15 protein-coding genes are annotated in these 16189 nt (G+C 64.7%); 4 read left to right on the forward strand and 11 right to left on the reverse strand.

The genetic code is table 11. The annotated features are described in order from the left end of the window. Positions 1-210: 210 nt before the first annotated feature. The 6 genes from J7E80_RS24170 to J7E80_RS01590 form a co-directional block, all read right to left on the reverse strand. Entirely contained in the window at positions 211-2505 is a 2295-nt protein-coding gene (locus J7E80_RS24170; RefSeq protein WP_285291776.1) for a PKD domain-containing protein, read from the reverse strand. A gap of 213 nt (positions 2506-2718) precedes the next feature. Next, entirely contained in the window at positions 2719-5064 is a 2346-nt protein-coding gene (locus J7E80_RS01570; RefSeq protein WP_215049721.1) for a PKD domain-containing protein, read from the reverse strand. Between the two features lie 273 nt (positions 5065-5337). Next, positions 5338-7647, reverse strand: coding sequence for a PKD domain-containing protein (locus J7E80_RS01575; protein ID WP_215049722.1), 2310 nt, complete (start codon positions 7645-7647; stop codon positions 5338-5340). A gap of 247 nt (positions 7648-7894) precedes the next feature. Further along, entirely contained in the window at positions 7895-8815 is a 921-nt protein-coding gene (locus J7E80_RS01580) for an SGNH/GDSL hydrolase family protein (RefSeq protein WP_215049723.1), read from the reverse strand. A gap of 155 nt (positions 8816-8970) precedes the next feature. Continuing rightward, positions 8971-9189: a DUF2188 domain-containing protein gene (locus J7E80_RS01585; protein ID WP_215049724.1), complete on the reverse strand. Its 219-nt coding sequence runs from the start codon at positions 9187-9189 to the stop codon at positions 8971-8973. Between the two features lie 147 nt (positions 9190-9336). Beyond that, entirely contained in the window at positions 9337-10203 is an 867-nt protein-coding gene (locus J7E80_RS01590) for an SGNH/GDSL hydrolase family protein (RefSeq protein ID WP_215049762.1), read from the reverse strand. Between the two features lie 322 nt (positions 10204-10525). On the opposite strand from J7E80_RS01590, the gene J7E80_RS01595 reads away from it, so the two are divergent. Then, complete coding sequence (locus tag J7E80_RS01595) at positions 10526-11158, forward strand: low molecular weight phosphatase family protein (protein ID WP_215049725.1); 633 nt, start codon at positions 10526-10528, stop codon at positions 11156-11158. Positions 11159-11257: 99 nt separating this feature from the next. Continuing rightward, a complete protein-coding gene (locus J7E80_RS01600; RefSeq protein ID WP_215049726.1) occupies positions 11258-11422 on the forward strand; it encodes a hypothetical protein in 165 nt (54 codons plus the stop codon). A gap of 287 nt (positions 11423-11709) precedes the next feature. Here the strand turns inward: J7E80_RS01600 and J7E80_RS01605 are convergent, their stop codons facing one another. Genes J7E80_RS01605 through J7E80_RS01620 form a run of 5 tightly spaced genes read right to left on the reverse strand, consistent with a single transcriptional unit; the run spans position 11710 to position 14806 of the window. Next, entirely contained in the window at positions 11710-12015 is a 306-nt protein-coding gene (locus J7E80_RS01605; RefSeq protein ID WP_311380738.1) for a transcriptional repressor, read from the reverse strand. Continuing rightward, a complete protein-coding gene (locus tag J7E80_RS24405) occupies positions 11945-12100 on the reverse strand; it encodes a transcriptional repressor (RefSeq protein WP_311380739.1) in 156 nt (51 codons plus the stop codon). The genes J7E80_RS01605 and J7E80_RS24405 overlap by 71 nt, the downstream gene beginning before the upstream one ends. Before the next feature lie 10 nt (positions 12101-12110). Next, positions 12111-13025, reverse strand: coding sequence for a metal ABC transporter permease (locus tag J7E80_RS01610; protein ID WP_215049727.1), 915 nt, complete (start codon positions 13023-13025; stop codon positions 12111-12113). Next, positions 13025-13816 carry a metal ABC transporter ATP-binding protein gene (locus J7E80_RS01615; RefSeq protein ID WP_215049728.1) on the reverse strand — a complete coding sequence of 264 codons (792 nt, stop codon included), beginning with the start codon at positions 13814-13816 and terminating at the stop codon, positions 13025-13027. The genes J7E80_RS01610 and J7E80_RS01615 overlap by 1 nt, the downstream gene beginning before the upstream one ends. A gap of 3 nt (positions 13817-13819) precedes the next feature. Then, positions 13820-14806 (reverse strand): metal ABC transporter substrate-binding protein, encoded by a 987-nt coding sequence (locus J7E80_RS01620; RefSeq protein ID WP_215049729.1) that lies wholly within the window; start codon positions 14804-14806, stop codon positions 13820-13822. Between the two features lie 109 nt (positions 14807-14915). Between J7E80_RS01620 and J7E80_RS01625 the strand changes: the two genes are divergently transcribed. After that, positions 14916-16049, forward strand: a complete 1134-nt coding sequence (locus J7E80_RS01625; RefSeq protein WP_215049730.1) for a GTP-binding protein — start codon at positions 14916-14918, stop codon at positions 16047-16049. Continuing rightward, a complete protein-coding gene (ykgO, locus tag J7E80_RS01630) occupies positions 16046-16168 on the forward strand; it encodes a type B 50S ribosomal protein L36 (protein ID WP_011693081.1) in 123 nt (40 codons plus the stop codon). The genes J7E80_RS01625 and ykgO overlap by 4 nt, the downstream gene beginning before the upstream one ends. Positions 16169-16189: the final 21 nt, after the last annotated feature.

The following is a 16189-nucleotide window of genomic DNA, read 5'->3' on the forward strand; positions in this document are numbered from 1 at the left end:
AGCGTCCGATCCAGGATCAACGAGGGCCCCATCCGCGGGCCCACGGGAACTGCGATGGCAATTTATCGTGCATCCGCAACGTTCTGAAAACCTTGGAGAAACTACTGCCGCACGGGAATTTCCCCCGGTTTTGGGGGCTTGCCGGGGCCGAAAACCGGCCAGCTGCAGGCATCTTCGCCCTCAGCCCCTCCCCCGGCTGGCGCCCGATGCCTACCGGAAGATGTTGTAGGGCCCCCACCCGCTGCCCTCCATGGTGCGGGTCCCCCAGGTTCCATTCAGGATGGGATAATAGGCGAGCCTGCCGTCAGTGAACCGGCCCATCAGCCCGTAGCTGCCGGGGCCTTGGTAGCCTTCGAGTTTGGTGATGCTGTTGATGCTGTTCCAGCCGTTACCGATAACAGGACGCGTGCCCGGCTGGAAACTTCCGGCGCCGGTTGAGCGGTACAGCACCAGGCTGCCGTCGCTGCGTTTGGCCAGGATGTCCTGGGCACCGTCCTGATCGTAATCAGCCATCGTGGTGTACAGCCCGCTCCAGCCGGTACCGATCTTGGCACGGCTTCCGAACGTTGTTCCGGTGGTATGGGGATAGTGCCAGAGGGTACCCGCGGCGTCATACGCCACCACGCTGGGGTACTCGTCAGCCTTACGCCAGCGGCCCACGGTCACCTGGAAGTTGCTCCAGCCCGAGCCGATGGTCTCTCCTGCGGCCAGGCCTCCCGCTGCCACTCCTTCGTAATAGCTCATGCGGCCGTCTGTCCATTGGGCGATCACGTCAAACACGCCATCCTGGTTCCAGTCGGTGACGAATCCGTTCTTCAGCCCGCTCCAGCCGGAGCCGATCTTAACCCGGGGCTGCAATCCGCCGTTGCCGTCGGCTGGGTAGTTCCAGAGCACCCCGTCGGGTCCTGCGGCCACGATGTCGGCCGGTCCTCTGATGGAGGGGGCACCGCCGGCCGGGTCGACAGTGATCGTCATGGTTCTCGAGTTAGAACCGGCCTCGTTGGTGGCGGTCAGCTGCACCGTGTAGATCCCGGCCGCGGTGTAGGTGTGGGACGGGTTCTGTTCGGTTGAGGTGCCGCCGTCCCCGAAGTCCCACGCCCACGACCATGGAAAACCGGTCGAGGTATCGGTGAAGCTCACCGTCAGGGGCGCCTTGCCCGACGTGGGCGAGGCCGTGAAGGACGGCGCTGGGGGGGTCGGATCTGCCGGGGGCGCCATGCCGAGTCTGCGTTCCCCGAACCAGTAACGTTTGGCCACGTGGTCGCTGGCCATGACGACCAGCCCGGTCGCAGCGTTCACGCTCTGCTTGGTGCTGGTCACATCGTTCATGTTGGCCGAATTGGCGTCTTCGATAATCGGGGTGCCGCGGCCGCTCCCGAAGACGGGGTTGTTTATCGGGGCGGTCTTTTCATAGATGCTGCCAGCCACCCCGGCGAAAGCGCAGCCGCTGACCGAGGTCGAGGGCGCCGTGAAGAAGGCGCGAACCAGGTTATTGGTGGTATCGAGCATGATCTGCGGGCGGCTAACACAATCACCGGTCCTGGCGATCGTGGTCTGCTCAAAGGAACCCGTGCCGGGCTTGAACACCACCAGCACCAACTGGGCCAGATTCGGATCGGACGAGCCATCGTCGAGACTGGTCTTCACCGCGGCATAGACCCGGCCGCTGGGATCGGCCTGTAGCGTCTTGATGTTCAGATGGTCATCGACCTGGTTGTCTCCCGTGATGGCTTCCCTCACCTTCCACGACGAGGCCGCCTCTGGCTCCGCGCCGTCCATGTGACTGGCCCAGTACGCCGTTCCGGTGGCCTGGTCGGTCCACATAACCCCGATTTCGTCGCCTTTGAAGGCGACGATGGCCGAGAGGTCGTCCGGCGTCGGATTCGGATCCACCGCCCCTGGTACGACGAACGGCGTCCCCCACCCGGTCCCGCCGGGGTCGGAGCTATTGACGAAGACAGTGCTGGTGCTGCCGGAGACTTGCGTCCACGTGGCCCAGATAACCCCCGTGGAATCCTTGGCGATGGTCAGCGACTCGCTGCTGTTGTTCGAAATTGTGGCAGGAAAACCAGTGTCCAGCGTGTACTTCCCGGCCGAATAGCTGTAGCGGTACAACCGGGCCTGCTGCCCGGACACAGAACTCCCCGCAGCCACGACGTTGGAGGCGATGTACAGGTGCGTGCCATCCCAGAGCGTGTCGGAAGAGGCAGTGCCGCGGCTGTCGCTCCGGACCCCGGTGTCCACCCAGGTGGCCGTGGCCCGGTTCAGGCGGTAGATGCTCCATCCGCTGCCGGTCTTCCACATGTTTGCCCACCAGGAACCGTCATTCCACCACAGCTTGCTCTGCGGTTTATCTGCCGTCGGAGGGTTGCTGACCCCCGAATAGGTGATGCTGGGGGTACCGACCGTGTCCGCCTGGGCGGCGGTGGAGATACCCACCAGGGCCCCCGCGACGACGACGGACAGGACGACCAGTTGGCTCAGCCGGCGGAAGGTCTTCTCCATCTTGATCAGCATTTCAGTTCGGCGGTGAGAGTCTCTTCATCCGGATAGGGCGGCACCCGATCCGGGATAAGCGAAGGCCCCATCCACCTCATGGCCGGGCCGACGTGAACTGCGATGGAAGTTCATGGTACACCGGCAAACTCTTGATAACCTTCGAGAAATACTGCTGCACGGGAATGCCCCACCCCCTCCCCGGCTGGCGCCCGATGCTCCTTACCGGAAGATGTTGTAGGGCCCCCACCCGCTGCCCTCCATGGTGCGGGTCCCCCAGGTTCCATTCAGGATGGGATAGTAGGCGAGCCTGCCGTCGGTGAACCGGCCCATCAGCCCGTAGCTGCCGGGGCCTTGGTAGCCTTCGAGTTTGGTGATGCTGTTGATGCTGTTCCAGCCGTTACCGATAACAGGAGGCGTGCCCGGCTGGAAACTTCCGGCGCCGGTTGAGCGGTACAGCACCAGGCTGCCGTCGCTGCGTTTGGCCAGGATGTCCTGGGCACCGTCCTGATCGTAATCAGCCATCGTGGTGTACAGCCCGCTCCAGCCGGTACCGATCTTGGCACGGCTTCCGAACGTTGTTCCGGTGGTGTGGGGATAGTGCCAGAGGGTACCCGCGGCGTCATACGCCACCACGCTGGGGTACTCGTCAGTCGTACGCCAGTGACCCACGGTCACCTGGAAGTTGCTCCAGCCCGAGCCGATGGTCTCTCCTGCGGCCAGGCCTCCTGCTGCCAGTCCTTCGTAATAGCTCATGCGGCCGTCTGTCCATTGGGCGATCAGGTCAAACACGCCGTCCTGGTTCCAGTCAGTGACGAATCCGTTCTTCAGCCCGCTCCAGCCGGAGCCGATACTAACCGGGGGCTGCAATCCGCCGCCGCCGTCGGCCCGGTAGTTCCAGAGCACCCCGTCAGATCCTGCAGCCACGATGTCAGCCGGTCCGCTGATGGAATGTGCACTCGTCGACGCTAGGGAAGGTTTGCCGACGGCCCGCTTGACGGTGATGGTCCTGGCGCTGGAATCCGAACCTGCCGCGTTGCTGGCGGTCAGGCGTACCGTGTAGGTCCCGGCCGCGGTGTAGGTGTGGGACGGGTTCCGTGTGGTTGAGGTGCCGCCGTCTCCGAAATTCCAAGCCCAGGAGGCGGGCGAACCGGTGGAGGTGTCGGAGAAGTTAACCGTCAGGGGAGCCCTGCCGGACGTGGGGGAGGCGGAGAAGGACGCCACCGGGGCGGTCGGGGCCGGTGGGGGGTTCGGGCCCGGGGGCGGGGCTACCGAAGTGCCGAGGCTGCGGTCCGAGAACCAGTAGCGCTTGGCGATGTGGTCGGTGGCCATGACGACGATCCCGGTCGCGGCGTTTACGCTCTGCTTGCTGCTGGTCACGTTGTTCATGTTGGGAGAGTTGGCGTCTTCGATGACGACGGTGCCGCGGCCGGTCCCGAAGACCGGGTTGTCCATGGACGCGGTTTTTTCATAGATGCTGCCGGCCACCCCGGAGAAGGCACAGCCGCTGACCGAGGTCGAGGGCGCCGTGTGGAAGACGCGGATCCGGTTGTTCGCGGTATCGAGCATGATCTGTGGACGGGTGACACAATCACCGGTCCTGGCGATCGTGGTCTGCTCAAAGGAACCCGTGCCGGGTTTGAACACCACCAGCACCAGCTGGGCCAGATTCGGATCGGACGAGCCGTCGTCGAGACTGGTCTTCACCGCGGCATAGACCCGGCCGCTGGGATCGGCCTGCAGCGTCTTGATATTCATGTGGTCATCGACCTGCCGGTCCCCGCGGATGGCTTCCCGGTGCCGCCAGGACGACGCGGCCCTGGGATCGTCCCCGTCGGTATGGGTCGCCCAGTACGCCGTCCCGGTAGCCTGGTCGGTCCACATGATCCCGATCTCGTCGCCGTCAAAGGCGACGATGGCGGACAGGTCATCCGGCGTCGGATTCGGATCCACCGCCCCTGGTACGACGAACGGCGTCCCCCACCCGGTCCCGCCGGGGTCGGAGCTATTGACGAAGACAGTGCTGGTGCTGCCGGAGACTTGCGTCCACGTGGCCCAGATAACCCCCGTGGAATCCCTGGCGATGGTCAGCGACTCGCTGCTGTTGTTCGAAATTGTGGCAGGAAAACCAGTGTCCAGCGTGTACTTCCCGGCCGAATAGCTGTAGCGGTACAACAGGGCCCGCTGCCCGGCCGTGGAATTGCCGGAGGTCACTGCGTTGGAGGCGATGTACAGGTGGGTGCCGTCCCACAACGTGTCGGACGAGGCAGTGCCCCGGCTGTCGCTCCGGACCCCGGTGTCCACCCAGGTGGCTGTGCCCCGGTCCAGGCGGTAGATGCTCCATCCGCTTCCGGTCTTCCACATGTTTGCCCACCAGGAACCGTCATTCCACCACAGCTTGCTCTGCGGTTTGTCCGCGGTCGGCGGGTTGCTGACGCCCGAATAAGTGATGCTCGGGGTACCGGTGGTGGCCGCCTGGGCGGTGGTGGAGATAGCCACCAGGCCCCCCGCGACGACGACGACGGACAGGACGACCAGTTGGCTCAGCCGGCGGAGGCTCTTCTTCATCGTGATCAGCATTTCAGTTCGGCGGTGAGAGTCTCTTCATCCGGATCGGGCGGCGCCCGATCCGGGATAAGCGAAGGCCCCGTCCACCTCATGGCCGGGCCCACGAGAACTGCGATTGCAATTCATCGTGCATCGGCGAGGTTCTAAAAACCTTGGAGAAATACTGCGGCACCGGTAAATGCCCCACCGGTGTTGGGGGTCTGCCGGGGCCGAAAACGCGCCCAACTGCAGGCCGCTTCGCTCTCAGCCCCTCCCCCGACTGGCGCCCGATGCCTACCGGAAGATGTTGTAGGAGCCCCACCCGCTGCCCTCCATGGTGCGGGTCCCCCAGGTTCCATTCAGGATGGGGTAGTAGGCGAGCCTGCCGTCAGTGAGCCGAGCCATCAGCCCGTTGCTGCCAGCGCCCTGGTAGCCTCGGATTCTGGTGATGCTGTTGATGCTGTTCCAGCCGTTGCCGATAACAGGACGCGTGCCGGACTGGAAACTTCCGGCGCCGGTTGAGCGGTACAGCACCAGGCTGCCGTCGCTGCGTGTGGCCAGGATGTCCTGGGCACCGTCCTGGTCGAAATCGGCCATGGTGAGGTATAGCCCGCTCCAGCCGCCACCGATTTTGACGCGGCCTCCGAACGCTGTTCCGGTGGTGTGGGGATAGTGCCAGAGAACACCCGCGGCGTCAGAGGCCACCACGCCAGGGTATTTGTCAGATTTGCGCCAGCGGCCCACGCTCACCTGGTAGTTGTTCCAGCCGGAGCCGATGGTCTGTCCCGGAACGAACCCTCCTGTGGCTTTTCCCTGGTAATAGCTCATGCGGCCGTCTTTCCATTGGGCGATCACGTCAAACACGCCGTCCTGGTTCCAGTCGATGACGAATCCTTTTTTCAGCCCGCCCCAGCCAGCGCCGATTGCGACGCGGGGCCGCAATCCGCCGCCGCCGTCGGCCCGGTAGTTCCAGAGCACCCCGTCAGATCCTGCGGCTACGATATCTGCCGGTCCACTGATGGAGTGTGCAGTCGGCGATGTTGGGGAAGGGCTGTCCAGAGCCGAGTTGACGGTGATGGTCCTGGCGCTGGAATCCGAACCGGCCGCGTTGCGCGCGGTCAGGCGTACCGTATAGGTCCCGGCCGCGGTGTACGTATGGGACGGGTTCCGTGTGGTTGAGGTGGCGCCGTCCCCGAAATTCCAGGCCCAGGAAGTGGGCGAACCGGTGGAGGTGTCGGAGAAGTTTACCGTCAGGGGAACCCTGCCAGACGTGGGGGTGGCGGAGAAGGAGGCCACCGGGGCGGCCGGGGTCGTCGTGCCGAGTCGGCGGTCGGAGAACCAGTAGCGTTTGGTGATGTGGTTGCTGGCCATGACGACGATCCCGGTCGTGGCGTTCACGCTCTGCTTGGTGCTGGTCACGTTGTTCATATTCGCCGAGTTCGCGTCTTCAATGACTACCTTGCCGCGGCCGGACCCAAAGACCGGGTTGTCCATGGACGCGGTTTTTTCGTAGATGCTGCCGGCCACGCCGGAGAAGGCGCAGCCGCTGACGGAGGTCGAGGGTGCGGTGTGGAACGCGCGGACCAGGTTGTTCGCGGTATCGAGCATGATCTGTGGACGGGTAACACAATCACCGGTCCTGGCAATCGTGGTCTGGCTAAAGGAGCCCGTGGCGGGTTTGAACACGACCAGCACCAGCTGGGCCAGATTCGGGTCGGACGAGCCGTCGTCGAGGCTGGTCTTCACGGCCGCATAGACCCGGCCGCTGGGGTCGGCCTGCAGCGTCTTGATATTCATGTGGTCATCGACCTGTTTGTTCCCCTTGATGGCTTCCCTCACCTTCCACGACGAAGCGCTCCGCGGACTTTCCCCGTCGTCGTGCGTGGCCCACCACGCCGTCCCGGTAGCCTGGTCGGTCCACATGATCCCGATCTCGTCGCCGTCAAAAGCCACGATGGTTGAGAGGTCATCGGGCGTCGGCCTAGGATCCACGGCTCCCGGCACCACGAAGGGCGTCCCCCAGCCCCTGCCACCAGGCAGGGAGTTGTTGACGTAAACGGTGCTGGTAGTGCCGGCAGCCTGGGTCCACGTGGCCCAGATGACCCCCGTGGAATCCCTGGCGATGGTCAGCGACTCGCTGCTGTTGTTCGAAATTGTGGCAGGAAAACCGGTGTCCAGCGTGTACTTCCCGGCCGAATAGCTGTAGCGGTACAACCGGGCCTGCTGCCCGGACACAGAACTCCCCGCAGCCACGACGTTGGAGGCGATGTACAGGTGGGTGCCATCCCAGAGCGTGTCGGAAGAGGCAGTGCCGCGGCTGTCGCTCCGGACCCCGGTGTCCACCCAGGTGGCCGTGGCCCGGTTCAGGCGGTAGATGCTCCATCCGCTGCCGGTCTTCCACATGTTTGCCCACCAGGAACCGTCATTCCACCACAGCTTGCTCTGCGGTTTGTCCGCGGTCGGCGGGTTGCTGATCCCCGAATAGGTGATGCTGGGGGTTCCCACAGTTGCCGCCTGGGCGGCGCTGTTGACGCCCAACAAACCTCCAGCGACGACGACGGACAGGACGACCAGTTGGCTCAGCCGGCGGAGGATCTTCTTCATCGTGATCAGCATTTCAGTTCGGCGGTGAGAGTCTCTTCATCCGGATCGGGCGGCACCCGATCCGGGATAAGCGAAGGCCCCATCCACCTCATGGCCGGGCCCACGGGAACTGCGATTGCAATTCATCGTGCATCGGCCACATTCTGAAAATCTTGGAGAAAATGCTCTTAAACCTTGGAAAAACACTGCTGCACGGCAAACCCCACCGGTGTTGGAGTTTGCCGTGCAGCAGTGAATCACGGACGGGCTAGGCCTGTTTGAGCCCGTCCTCGTACTCCGCATCGGGGCCGGCGGACACCTCGGCCGACGGCTTCAGGTGCATTTGCGGCTGCATTCCGGCAGGCATCCCGGGGCCGAAAACGCGGCCAGCTGCAGGCCGCTTCGCCCTCAGCCCCTCCTCCGACTGGCGCCGGATGCGGCGCAGCACCCACGGGAGGAAGTAGTTCCGGGCCCAGACCAGGTCCCCGGCTCCGGCCTGCCGCCAGCTCCGCTCGGGCAGCTCACGCGGCACAAGAGGCTCAAGCGTGTGCGGGACGTTCAGCGCATTGAGCACACAGATGGCAATCGTGTGGTGCCCAAGCGGTGAGAAGTGCACCCGGTCAGGGTCCCACATCCGCGGATCCCGGAGTTCCCGCAAAGCCCACAGATCAGCCACGATGCAATGGTGCCGGGCGGCGATCGCATGGATATTTTCGTTGAAAATGGCCACTTTGGCCCGGTTCCGCCCAAGTACCGGAGTGTGCCACCAGTCGGGCCCGGTGAACAGCACCATGGTCGCCCCTGTGGTGCTCAGCCGTTCAACACCTGCATCCAGCCTGCCGGCGAGCTTGTCCGGATTGCCGTTGCGGAAGATGATGTCATTCCCGCCTCCGGAGAGCGTGATGAGGTCCGGCTTCAGCGCCAGCGCCGGCTCCGTCTGTCGGTCCAGGATTTCCTGCAGCAGCAGGCCGCGGACGGCCAGGTTCGCGTAGGCAAAATCCTCATGCCCCACGCTCAGCTCCTCCGCGACGCGGTCTGCCCATCCCCGCAAGCCGCCCGGGCTGCGCTCTTCGGGGTCACCGACCCCCTCCGTGAACGAATCTCCCAGGGCCACATAACGGCTCCAGGGATGCGGAGTTGTTCTGTTGCTGGCAGCACCGCTGAGTTCAAAGCGGCCGACGGCGTCCATCACCTCATCCTTTCCTTCGCCGCCCACAGGCTCCCCAGCAAGAAGGGGCTTACTACAGAAACACTTTTGTTTTCTCGTGCATTCCAAGATCACGTGGAAATTCCTGCGCGAGCGGGCCTCAAATAAGGATCAGGCGTACCGCCCACATTCCCCGATCAGTAAGTTTCAGGAAGGTCGCGGTAGCTGTTCTGGTACAGGAATCTGCCGTCCATATCCCGTATGACGTGGTCGACGCAGTCGCGGACCGCACACAACCTGCCGGCTTTCAGGGCTTCAGAACGTTTCGTGCTGACGACGATGGACTGGGCGCTTCCTTCGCGCCGGGTCTTCCACAGCATGTCTTCATAGAACGTCTCGACATTCGTTTGGGCCATCACAGATTTCCTTCCTCAAGAACACTGCCCGGCTGCTGGCCGCGACCCCTCTGCACGGCCGCCTGTAATCAGTCTGATGCCAGAAACTCAAGACCAGAGCAGCGACACCTAAAGATCGGGTCAAGAAAAAGATCAGGAATCCCATAGTCACGAATCCTGCCTGGTCCCGATAAACGTCCCCGGCGGCATGCCTGCTCCGAAAACCGGGCCAGCCGCCGGCCGCTTCGCTTTCAGCTCTTCCTCCGTCTGGTGACGGATGCGCCGCAGCACCCAAGGGAACAGGTACTTCCGCGCCCAGACGAGGTCCTCGGCACGGGCATGGCGCCAGCTGTTCTCCGGGAGGGGCCGGGGCTCATGGGGCTGCAGCGTGTGCGGAACATTAAGGGTGTCCAGCACCATCATGGCGATGGTGTGGTAGCCCAGCGGGGAAAAATGCAGCCGGTCCGGGTCCCACATCCGCGGATCGGTCAGCTCCCGCAGAGACCACAAATCGGCGATCACCGCGTCATGCCGGCTGGCCACGATCCGGATGTTCTCATTGAAGATCGCCACCTTGCCCCGGCTGTGTCCCAGCACCGGCGTCCCGCCCCAGTCCGGCCCACCGAACAGCACAATCGTCGCTCCCGTGGAACTTAGCAACTCGACGCCGGCATCCAGTTTGGCAGCCAGCTTGTCAGGATCGCTGCCGCGGAAAACAAGGTCATTGCCGCCGCCCGAGAGGGTAATCAGGTCCGGTTTCAGGGCCAGGGCCGGCCCCGTCTGCTGGTCCAGGATCTGTTCCAGCAGCAGGCCCCGCACCGCGAGGTTTGCGTAGGCGAAATCCTCATGGCCCACGCTCAGTTCCTCAGCCACCCGGTCCGCCCAGCCCCGCAGTCCGCCCGGGCTCCGCGGCTCCGGATCCCCCACGCCTTCGGTGAACGAATCCCCGAGCGCCACGTATCTGCTCCACGGATGCGGCGCAGCCAGTCCCTCAACGTAGTCGCGGGCATCAACGCGCGAGCCGGAGGCGCTCATGCCCCCTTCCTCCGCCACCCTGCCCGCGTGCGGAAGCGAAGAACGCACGACGGCGGTTCGGTCACCGGAGGAGGTGACCGATCCGGCGTCGTACTTCTTGAATGGACGGTGCATGGGACTGCCAGGTTTCTGCCGGGTAGGCGTCCTTGTGGTTCAAGGTGTTACTCCGCACCATCGTGAGACCGGCGGCTCCGGAAAACCTTGGGGAACCTTCCTGATTCCCGGGAGCGCACCCCCAAATTGGGTCACCCCGTGCACTCATGGGTGTTAGGTTCGAGATTGAAGATTTTTCCGCTCCACACCACCGGAAAGAGCAACAACCGTGGAATCGCCTGCACCTGTCCGGATCCTGACCGTCTGCACGGGGAACGTCTGCCGCTCCCCCGTTGCTGAGCGGCTCCTCCAGGCCGGGCTGGACCAGGTGCTGCCCGGCGGCTTCGAGGTCCGCAGCGCCGGCACCCGCGCCCTGGTGGGCGATCCTGTGCAGCCCTTGTCCGCCGACATCATCCACACCTTCGGCGGCACGGCGGACGGCTTCGCGGCGCGGCAGCTCACGGGCAAAGTCCTGCGCAAGGTGGACCTTGTCCTGGCGATGAGCTCGGCGCACCGCGGCGAGGTGTTGCAGCTCGATGCCTCGCTGCTCAAGCGCACGTTCACCATCCGGGAGTTCGCCCGGATGCTCGATATGCTCGAGGACCGTAAGGGCCCGGGAGCCCAGGCGGGCCCTGGCGTCAAGGTCATCGGCGACCGGATCAACGCAAACACCGAGCTGTGGCGCAGTCTTCCCGCCCGGGCTGCGTCGGTGCGGCACCTGTCCCTGGCTCCCGAGGCAACCGACAATGACGTCATCGACCCCTACCGCCGGAGCGCCGACTATTATCGCCAGATGGAAGACGAACTGGCCCCGGCCATCATCTCCATCCTCCGCTTTGCCAGGCTGAACGCACCCGCCTAAGTTCCGCGCGAACCGCTTCCTTGCGTGCCGTTCCGGGCCGGATGTATAGTCGCTCATCCCTGAAACGGGATCCGCCCGCTACGGTCAGGACTAACGGCGATGAAGAAGATTATGTGGGCCGTTGCCGCTGCGGCCGTGGTTTTTCTGATCGTTGGCGGCACGGTGGACGCACTCGAATTCCTGCTCTGGCTGGCGCCCGTCCTGTTGATTGTGGCCGTGTTGCTGTTCTTCCTCAGCCGCTCCGGCGGCCACCGCATCCCCTGACACTGCGTCAGCTTTGGAGCTCCCGATTCGGCTGGTTTTCACCGCCTATTCGGTTCTTGCCTTGCGGCCCAGCCGCCGAGCGGTGAGCCGATCAGGATGCCGACCAGGGCGGCCGCGGCGATCAAACCCTGCCAGGGCGAGACGCCATCTCAGGCTGATGCGGACCGCTGCCGAACGGGAACTAGCTAGCGAGGCGGCGTCCACTGTGAAACGCCCGACTGCCACCTGCGGCTGTCATAGCCGACGTCACCGAGCTTCTGCGTCGCCGGCAGGCTCGTCTTCAGGCGTTATTCCTGTGAGCGGGACCGACCGCAGTCACCACACAGGCCCAGGAGTTCGACGGTGTGGGAGACGGCGGCAAAGCCGTGGTCGCGGGCTGTCCGGTCTGCCCAGCGTTCGACCGTCGTTGCCGTGACTTCCACTGTGTGGCCGCACCGGCGGCAAACCAGGTGATGGTGGTGTTCCTGTCGGTCGCAGCGCCGGTACCGGGCCTCGCTGTCAGCGGTCCTCAGGACGTCAATTTCACCCTCGCGGGGCCATGGCCTGCAGCGTACGGTAGACCGTGGCGAGGGAGACCCGTTCCCCGTGTTCATGCAGCAGGTGGTGCAGCTGTTGGGCGCTGCGGAATCCCGCCGTCTGTTCCAGCAGGTCGTTGAGCGCCACGCGCTGCCGGGTCATCCGTTCCACGCTAGGTGCCCTCCTGGAGCCTGACGTCGTCCTCCGCATCCAGGTGCGGGTCCTTTGCCCGGGCCGGCCGGGCAAACAGCGGCCGGGCTAACGCGACCACGGCGTAGACGCCGATGGCGAGCACTACGATCGTGGCGCCCGGTGAGAGGCGGTAGAAGTAGGTGATGGAGAGCCCCGTGATACAGACCGCAGCGCCGATGACCATCGCCGTCGTCATCGTGGCGCGGAACGACCGTGCGGTCAGCTGTGCGATCGCCACCGGAACGATCATGAGGGCCGAGACGAGGAGCACGCCGACCACCCGCATGGAGACGGAAACCGTCAGGGCAGCCAAGACGGCGACGAGGATGTTCAGGGCCCGGATCGGCAGGCCGGTGGCGCGGGCGAATTCCTCGTCGTGGCTGAGGGCGAAGAGCGCGGGGCGAAGGCCCAGCCCGATGCCCAGGATCAGGGCGGCGAGTCCGGCCGTGAGCCAGACGTCCAGGGAAGTGACCGTGGAAATGGAGCCGAAGAGGTAGCCGGTCAGGTTGGCTGCAGTGCCGCCGGCAATGCCGATGAGGAGCACGCCGCCGGCGATTCCGCCGTAGAACAGCAGGGCCAGGGCGACGTCTCCGCTGGTTTTGCCTTTTTCCCGTACAAGTTCGATGAGCACCGCTCCGATGACGGCGGCGACCACCGCTCCAGGGACGGCGAGCACGTCGTGGGGGGTGAGTCCTGCGGCGCTGCCGGCAAGCCATCCCATGGCCACACCTGTCAGTGCCACGTGGCCGATGCCGTCGCCGAGCAGTGCCAGTCTGCGCTGGACCAGATAGGTTCCCATCACGGGTGCCGATACGCCGACCAGCACCGCGACCAGCAGCCCGCGCTGCATCAGCGGGCTGGCGAGCATCGCCATCAGGGCGTCAAGGAAAGCCATCACCACTCCGAACGCAGATCAGGGACAGTGTGTCCGGGTGGGGCCGTGTCCGCGTGGGCGTGCACGTGGTCATGGTCCGGATGGTCATGCCCGGGCGCCGCGGAAGGCGGCAGACCGTCGAAGATCACCCGTCCGTGGCGGAGCACCACGGCCCGCTCCAGCATGCCGGCCAGTTCGCCGAGCTCGTGAAGCACCACAAGAACCGTTGTGCCGTTGCCGCGCATGCGGGCAAGGGTGCGGGCCAGCGCCTCTTTTGATGCGCGGTCAATCCCGGCCAGCGGTTCATCCAGGATGATCAGGTCAGGATCCCGCACCAGGGCGCGGGCGATGAGGACGCGCTGTTGCTGGCCACCGGAGAACACCTGGACGCTGTCATGGGCCCGGTCCGCCAAGCCAACCTGGTCCAGGGCTTCGAGCGCCTTCTTCCGTGTGGCCCGCCCGGTCCGCAGGCGCCTATTGTGCAGCAGCCCGGACGCCACGACTTCCACAGCCGTGGCCGGAACGCCGGAACTGGGCCCCAACCGCTGGGGCACGTAGCCGATCCGCGACCAGGGCACGGAGCGGCGGGCAGCCGTGATGTCAGCGCCAAAGATCTCGGCGCTGCCCGAGGTGATCGGAACAATCCCCACCATCGCCTTGATCAGCGTGGATTTGCCTGATCCGTTGGCACCAAGCAGCGCCACGGCCTCACCGTCAGTGACGGTCAGGTCGATGCCGTGCAGGATGGTGCCGGTCTCGACCGAGACAGACAGTTTCTGTGTCCGGATCGGGGGCTGGGAGGCGTCCGGCACTGGCTAGGCGCAGTTCAAGGCCGTGCGCAGGGCGGTGAGGTTGTTGTGCATGACCTTCTCATAGTCGGAGCTTGCGTCGGTCAGACCCTCGAGCGGGTCCAGGACGGCGGTCTTGATCTTCAGGTCTCCGGCGAGCGTCTCGGCGACCTTGGGATTGACCAGGGATTCAGTGAAGATGGTGTTCACCCCTTCATCCTTGACCACCTTACCGATTTCTGCCAGACGGGCCGGGGAGGGTTCGCTGTTTGGGTCCAGGCCGGAAATGCCGGTCTGCTTCAGGCGGTACTTTTCCGCGAGGTATCCGTAGGCTTCATGAGAGACCACCATGGTGCGCGTCTTGCAGGTCGCCAGGCCCTTGCTGAACTCCTTGTCCAGTGCCGTCAGCTTTTCAGAGAGTGCTTTGGCGTTGGCCTCGTAGGCAGCGGCGTTCCCAGGGTCGGCTTTGCCCAATTCTCCGGCAACGGCTTGGGCCGCGTGGGCCAGGCGTTCGGGCTCAAGCCAGAAGTGCGGGTCGTGGGCTTCGCCCTCGGCGTGTCCGGCCTCCGCAGAGTGTCCGGCCTCCGCGCTGGCCCCGCCGGCCTCTGCGGCGTGTTCTTCCTCGGAGTGTCCGGCCGGCAGGGTTGCTTCCTCCGAGACATCCAGGGCGTGGGCGGGCGAGGCCTGCTTAATGGCGTCATCCACGGCGGGCTGGAAACCGGAGAGGTACACCACGGCTCCCGCGCTTTCCAGGGAAGCAACTGAGGCCGGCGACAGCTCAAGGTCGTGCGGCTCGGTGCCCGGGGGCGTGAGCGATTCGACCTCCACCTTGTCCCCTCCGACCTGCTCCGTAATGTACTGCAGGGGGTAGAACGAAGCCATCACCTTCAGGGGCCCGGCGTCACCGCCGGCCGCGGTTGCCCCGGTTCCCGCCGGGCCGGCAGGCGCGCAAGCCGCCAGCATGAGGGCGGACAGGAGGGGCACGGCAAGGGAAAGGCGCGTCAGGGGTTTCATGCCCTCCATTGTCGCCGCAAATGAGAATGAGTGTCAATTTCGAGGAATGCCGGGTCGTGCAGTCGACTATCTTTGCGAATGAGAATAATTCTCATATAAGGTTCTGGGCATGCCCATTACTGTTGTCAGTTCCCTTGATGTGTTTTGCCGGCAAGCCGCATGTGCGGACTTGGCCGGGAAGCTGCCCGGAGCCGTTGTCATTTTCCATGATTTGCTCGAAGAGGGGCTCGTCGTTCGCCGGATCTTTGCCGACGGCGTGCTCATGGAACGTGAGGAATCCAGGCTTGAGCACGGCTGCCTTAGCTGCACCGTCCGCCTCGACGTCGTGCCCACAGTGGACCGGTTGCTCGCCCGCGGCGAGTCCCACATCATTGTCGGGCTCCCCCCGGCGGTGGCCTCATCGGCCGCCGTGCACGCCCTCGTGAAGGGACTTGCCCGCCCGTTCACCATTGATTCGGTCATCCTGGCCTGCGCTCCCGATGCGCTGGAGGACCAGATCTGGGATCACCACAGCCTGTTCGAGTCCCGCTTCACGCCGGTCCCGGAAGATGACCGGACACCGGGGGAATTCCTCATCGGGGAACTCTCGTTCAACGACAGCGTCCTGCTGGCGGATCCGGCCCTGGTCCCGGTCGAACCGGCAGGCCGTGCGAGGGGTGTGCACTTGATCAGGGAACTGGCCCCGCATGCAGACGTGACGGACGGTGCCGACGGCGTCCGGCCCGGGCGCCACAACCTGCAGGAAGCAATCGCCCGGACAAGGCCCGGGACTATCCGGGTACCGGCTGAGTCCTCCTCGCCATTCACCACTGTGGTGCAGCGGATCGAGCGGCCTCTGCATCCGACACGCTTCCGCCACACCCTGGCCACCCTTGCCGAAGGATGCTGCTGGCTGCGCGGCCGGCTCTGGGTGGCGTCAGCTCCCGGCTGCAAGATTGCGCTCCAGGGCATCGGGCCGCGGATCTGGCTGGAAAACACGGGGCCGTGGCTCGCCGACCGCAGCCCGCAGCCACCACGAACCCAAGGCGCATGCCCAGACGCGGCACTGGACTGGCATCCCGACTTCGGCGACCGACGAACAGTCGTGGCCGTTACCGGCGATGACATCGATCCTGCCGACATCGCCAGGCTGTTCGCCGCCTGCGAGCTTACGGAGGCCGAGATGGCCTCCGGAACCAGCGGCCTGGAGGACCCCTTCGGACTGAACAACACCCATGAAACACACCCAAGGAGCAATTCATGAAAGTAAGAAACTCACTGCGTGCCCTGAAGAAGATCCCGGGAGCCCAGATCGTCCGCCGCCGCGGCCGGACCTTCGTCATCAACAAGAAAAATCCACGCATGAAGGCCAGACAGGGCTGAGGGAAGAATTGAAGGAATTAA

This window comes from Arthrobacter sp. ISL-28 (genome assembly GCF_018613875.1).
Lineage (GTDB): Bacteria > Actinomycetota > Actinomycetes > Actinomycetales > Micrococcaceae > Arthrobacter.

What these genes read in the sequence shown, in the direction of transcription:
- J7E80_RS01620 (WP_215049729.1), bottom strand. Translation starts at nt 14,806, where the DNA reads ATGAAACCCCTGACGCGCCTTTCCCTTGCCGTGCCCCTCCTGTCCGCC.
- ykgO (WP_011693081.1), top strand. Translation starts at nt 16,046, where the DNA reads ATGAAAGTAAGAAACTCACTGCGTGCCCTGAAGAAGATCCCGGGAGCC.
- J7E80_RS01570 (WP_215049721.1), bottom strand. Translation starts at nt 5,064, where the DNA reads ATGAAGAAGAGCCTCCGCCGGCTGAGCCAACTGGTCGTCCTGTCCGTC.
- J7E80_RS01625 (WP_215049730.1), top strand. Translation starts at nt 14,916, where the DNA reads ATGCCCATTACTGTTGTCAGTTCCCTTGATGTGTTTTGCCGGCAAGCC.
- J7E80_RS01580 (WP_215049723.1), bottom strand. Translation starts at nt 8,815, where the DNA reads ATGGACGCCGTCGGCCGCTTTGAACTCAGCGGTGCTGCCAGCAACAGA.
- J7E80_RS01585 (WP_215049724.1), bottom strand. Translation starts at nt 9,189, where the DNA reads ATGGCCCAAACGAATGTCGAGACGTTCTATGAAGACATGCTGTGGAAG.
- J7E80_RS24170 (WP_285291776.1), bottom strand. Translation starts at nt 2,505, where the DNA reads ATGGAGAAGACCTTCCGCCGGCTGAGCCAACTGGTCGTCCTGTCCGTC.
- J7E80_RS01575 (WP_215049722.1), bottom strand. Translation starts at nt 7,647, where the DNA reads ATGAAGAAGATCCTCCGCCGGCTGAGCCAACTGGTCGTCCTGTCCGTC.
- J7E80_RS01590 (WP_215049762.1), bottom strand. Translation starts at nt 10,203, where the DNA reads ATGAGCGCCTCCGGCTCGCGCGTTGATGCCCGCGACTACGTTGAGGGA.
- J7E80_RS01610 (WP_215049727.1), bottom strand. Translation starts at nt 13,025, where the DNA reads ATGGCTTTCCTTGACGCCCTGATGGCGATGCTCGCCAGCCCGCTGATG.
- J7E80_RS24405 (WP_311380739.1), bottom strand. Translation starts at nt 12,100, where the DNA reads ATGACCCGGCAGCGCGTGGCGCTCAACGACCTGCTGGAACAGACGGCG.
- J7E80_RS01600 (WP_215049726.1), top strand. Translation starts at nt 11,258, where the DNA reads ATGAAGAAGATTATGTGGGCCGTTGCCGCTGCGGCCGTGGTTTTTCTG.
- J7E80_RS01605 (WP_311380738.1), bottom strand. Translation starts at nt 12,015, where the DNA reads ATGAACACGGGGAACGGGTCTCCCTCGCCACGGTCTACCGTACGCTGC.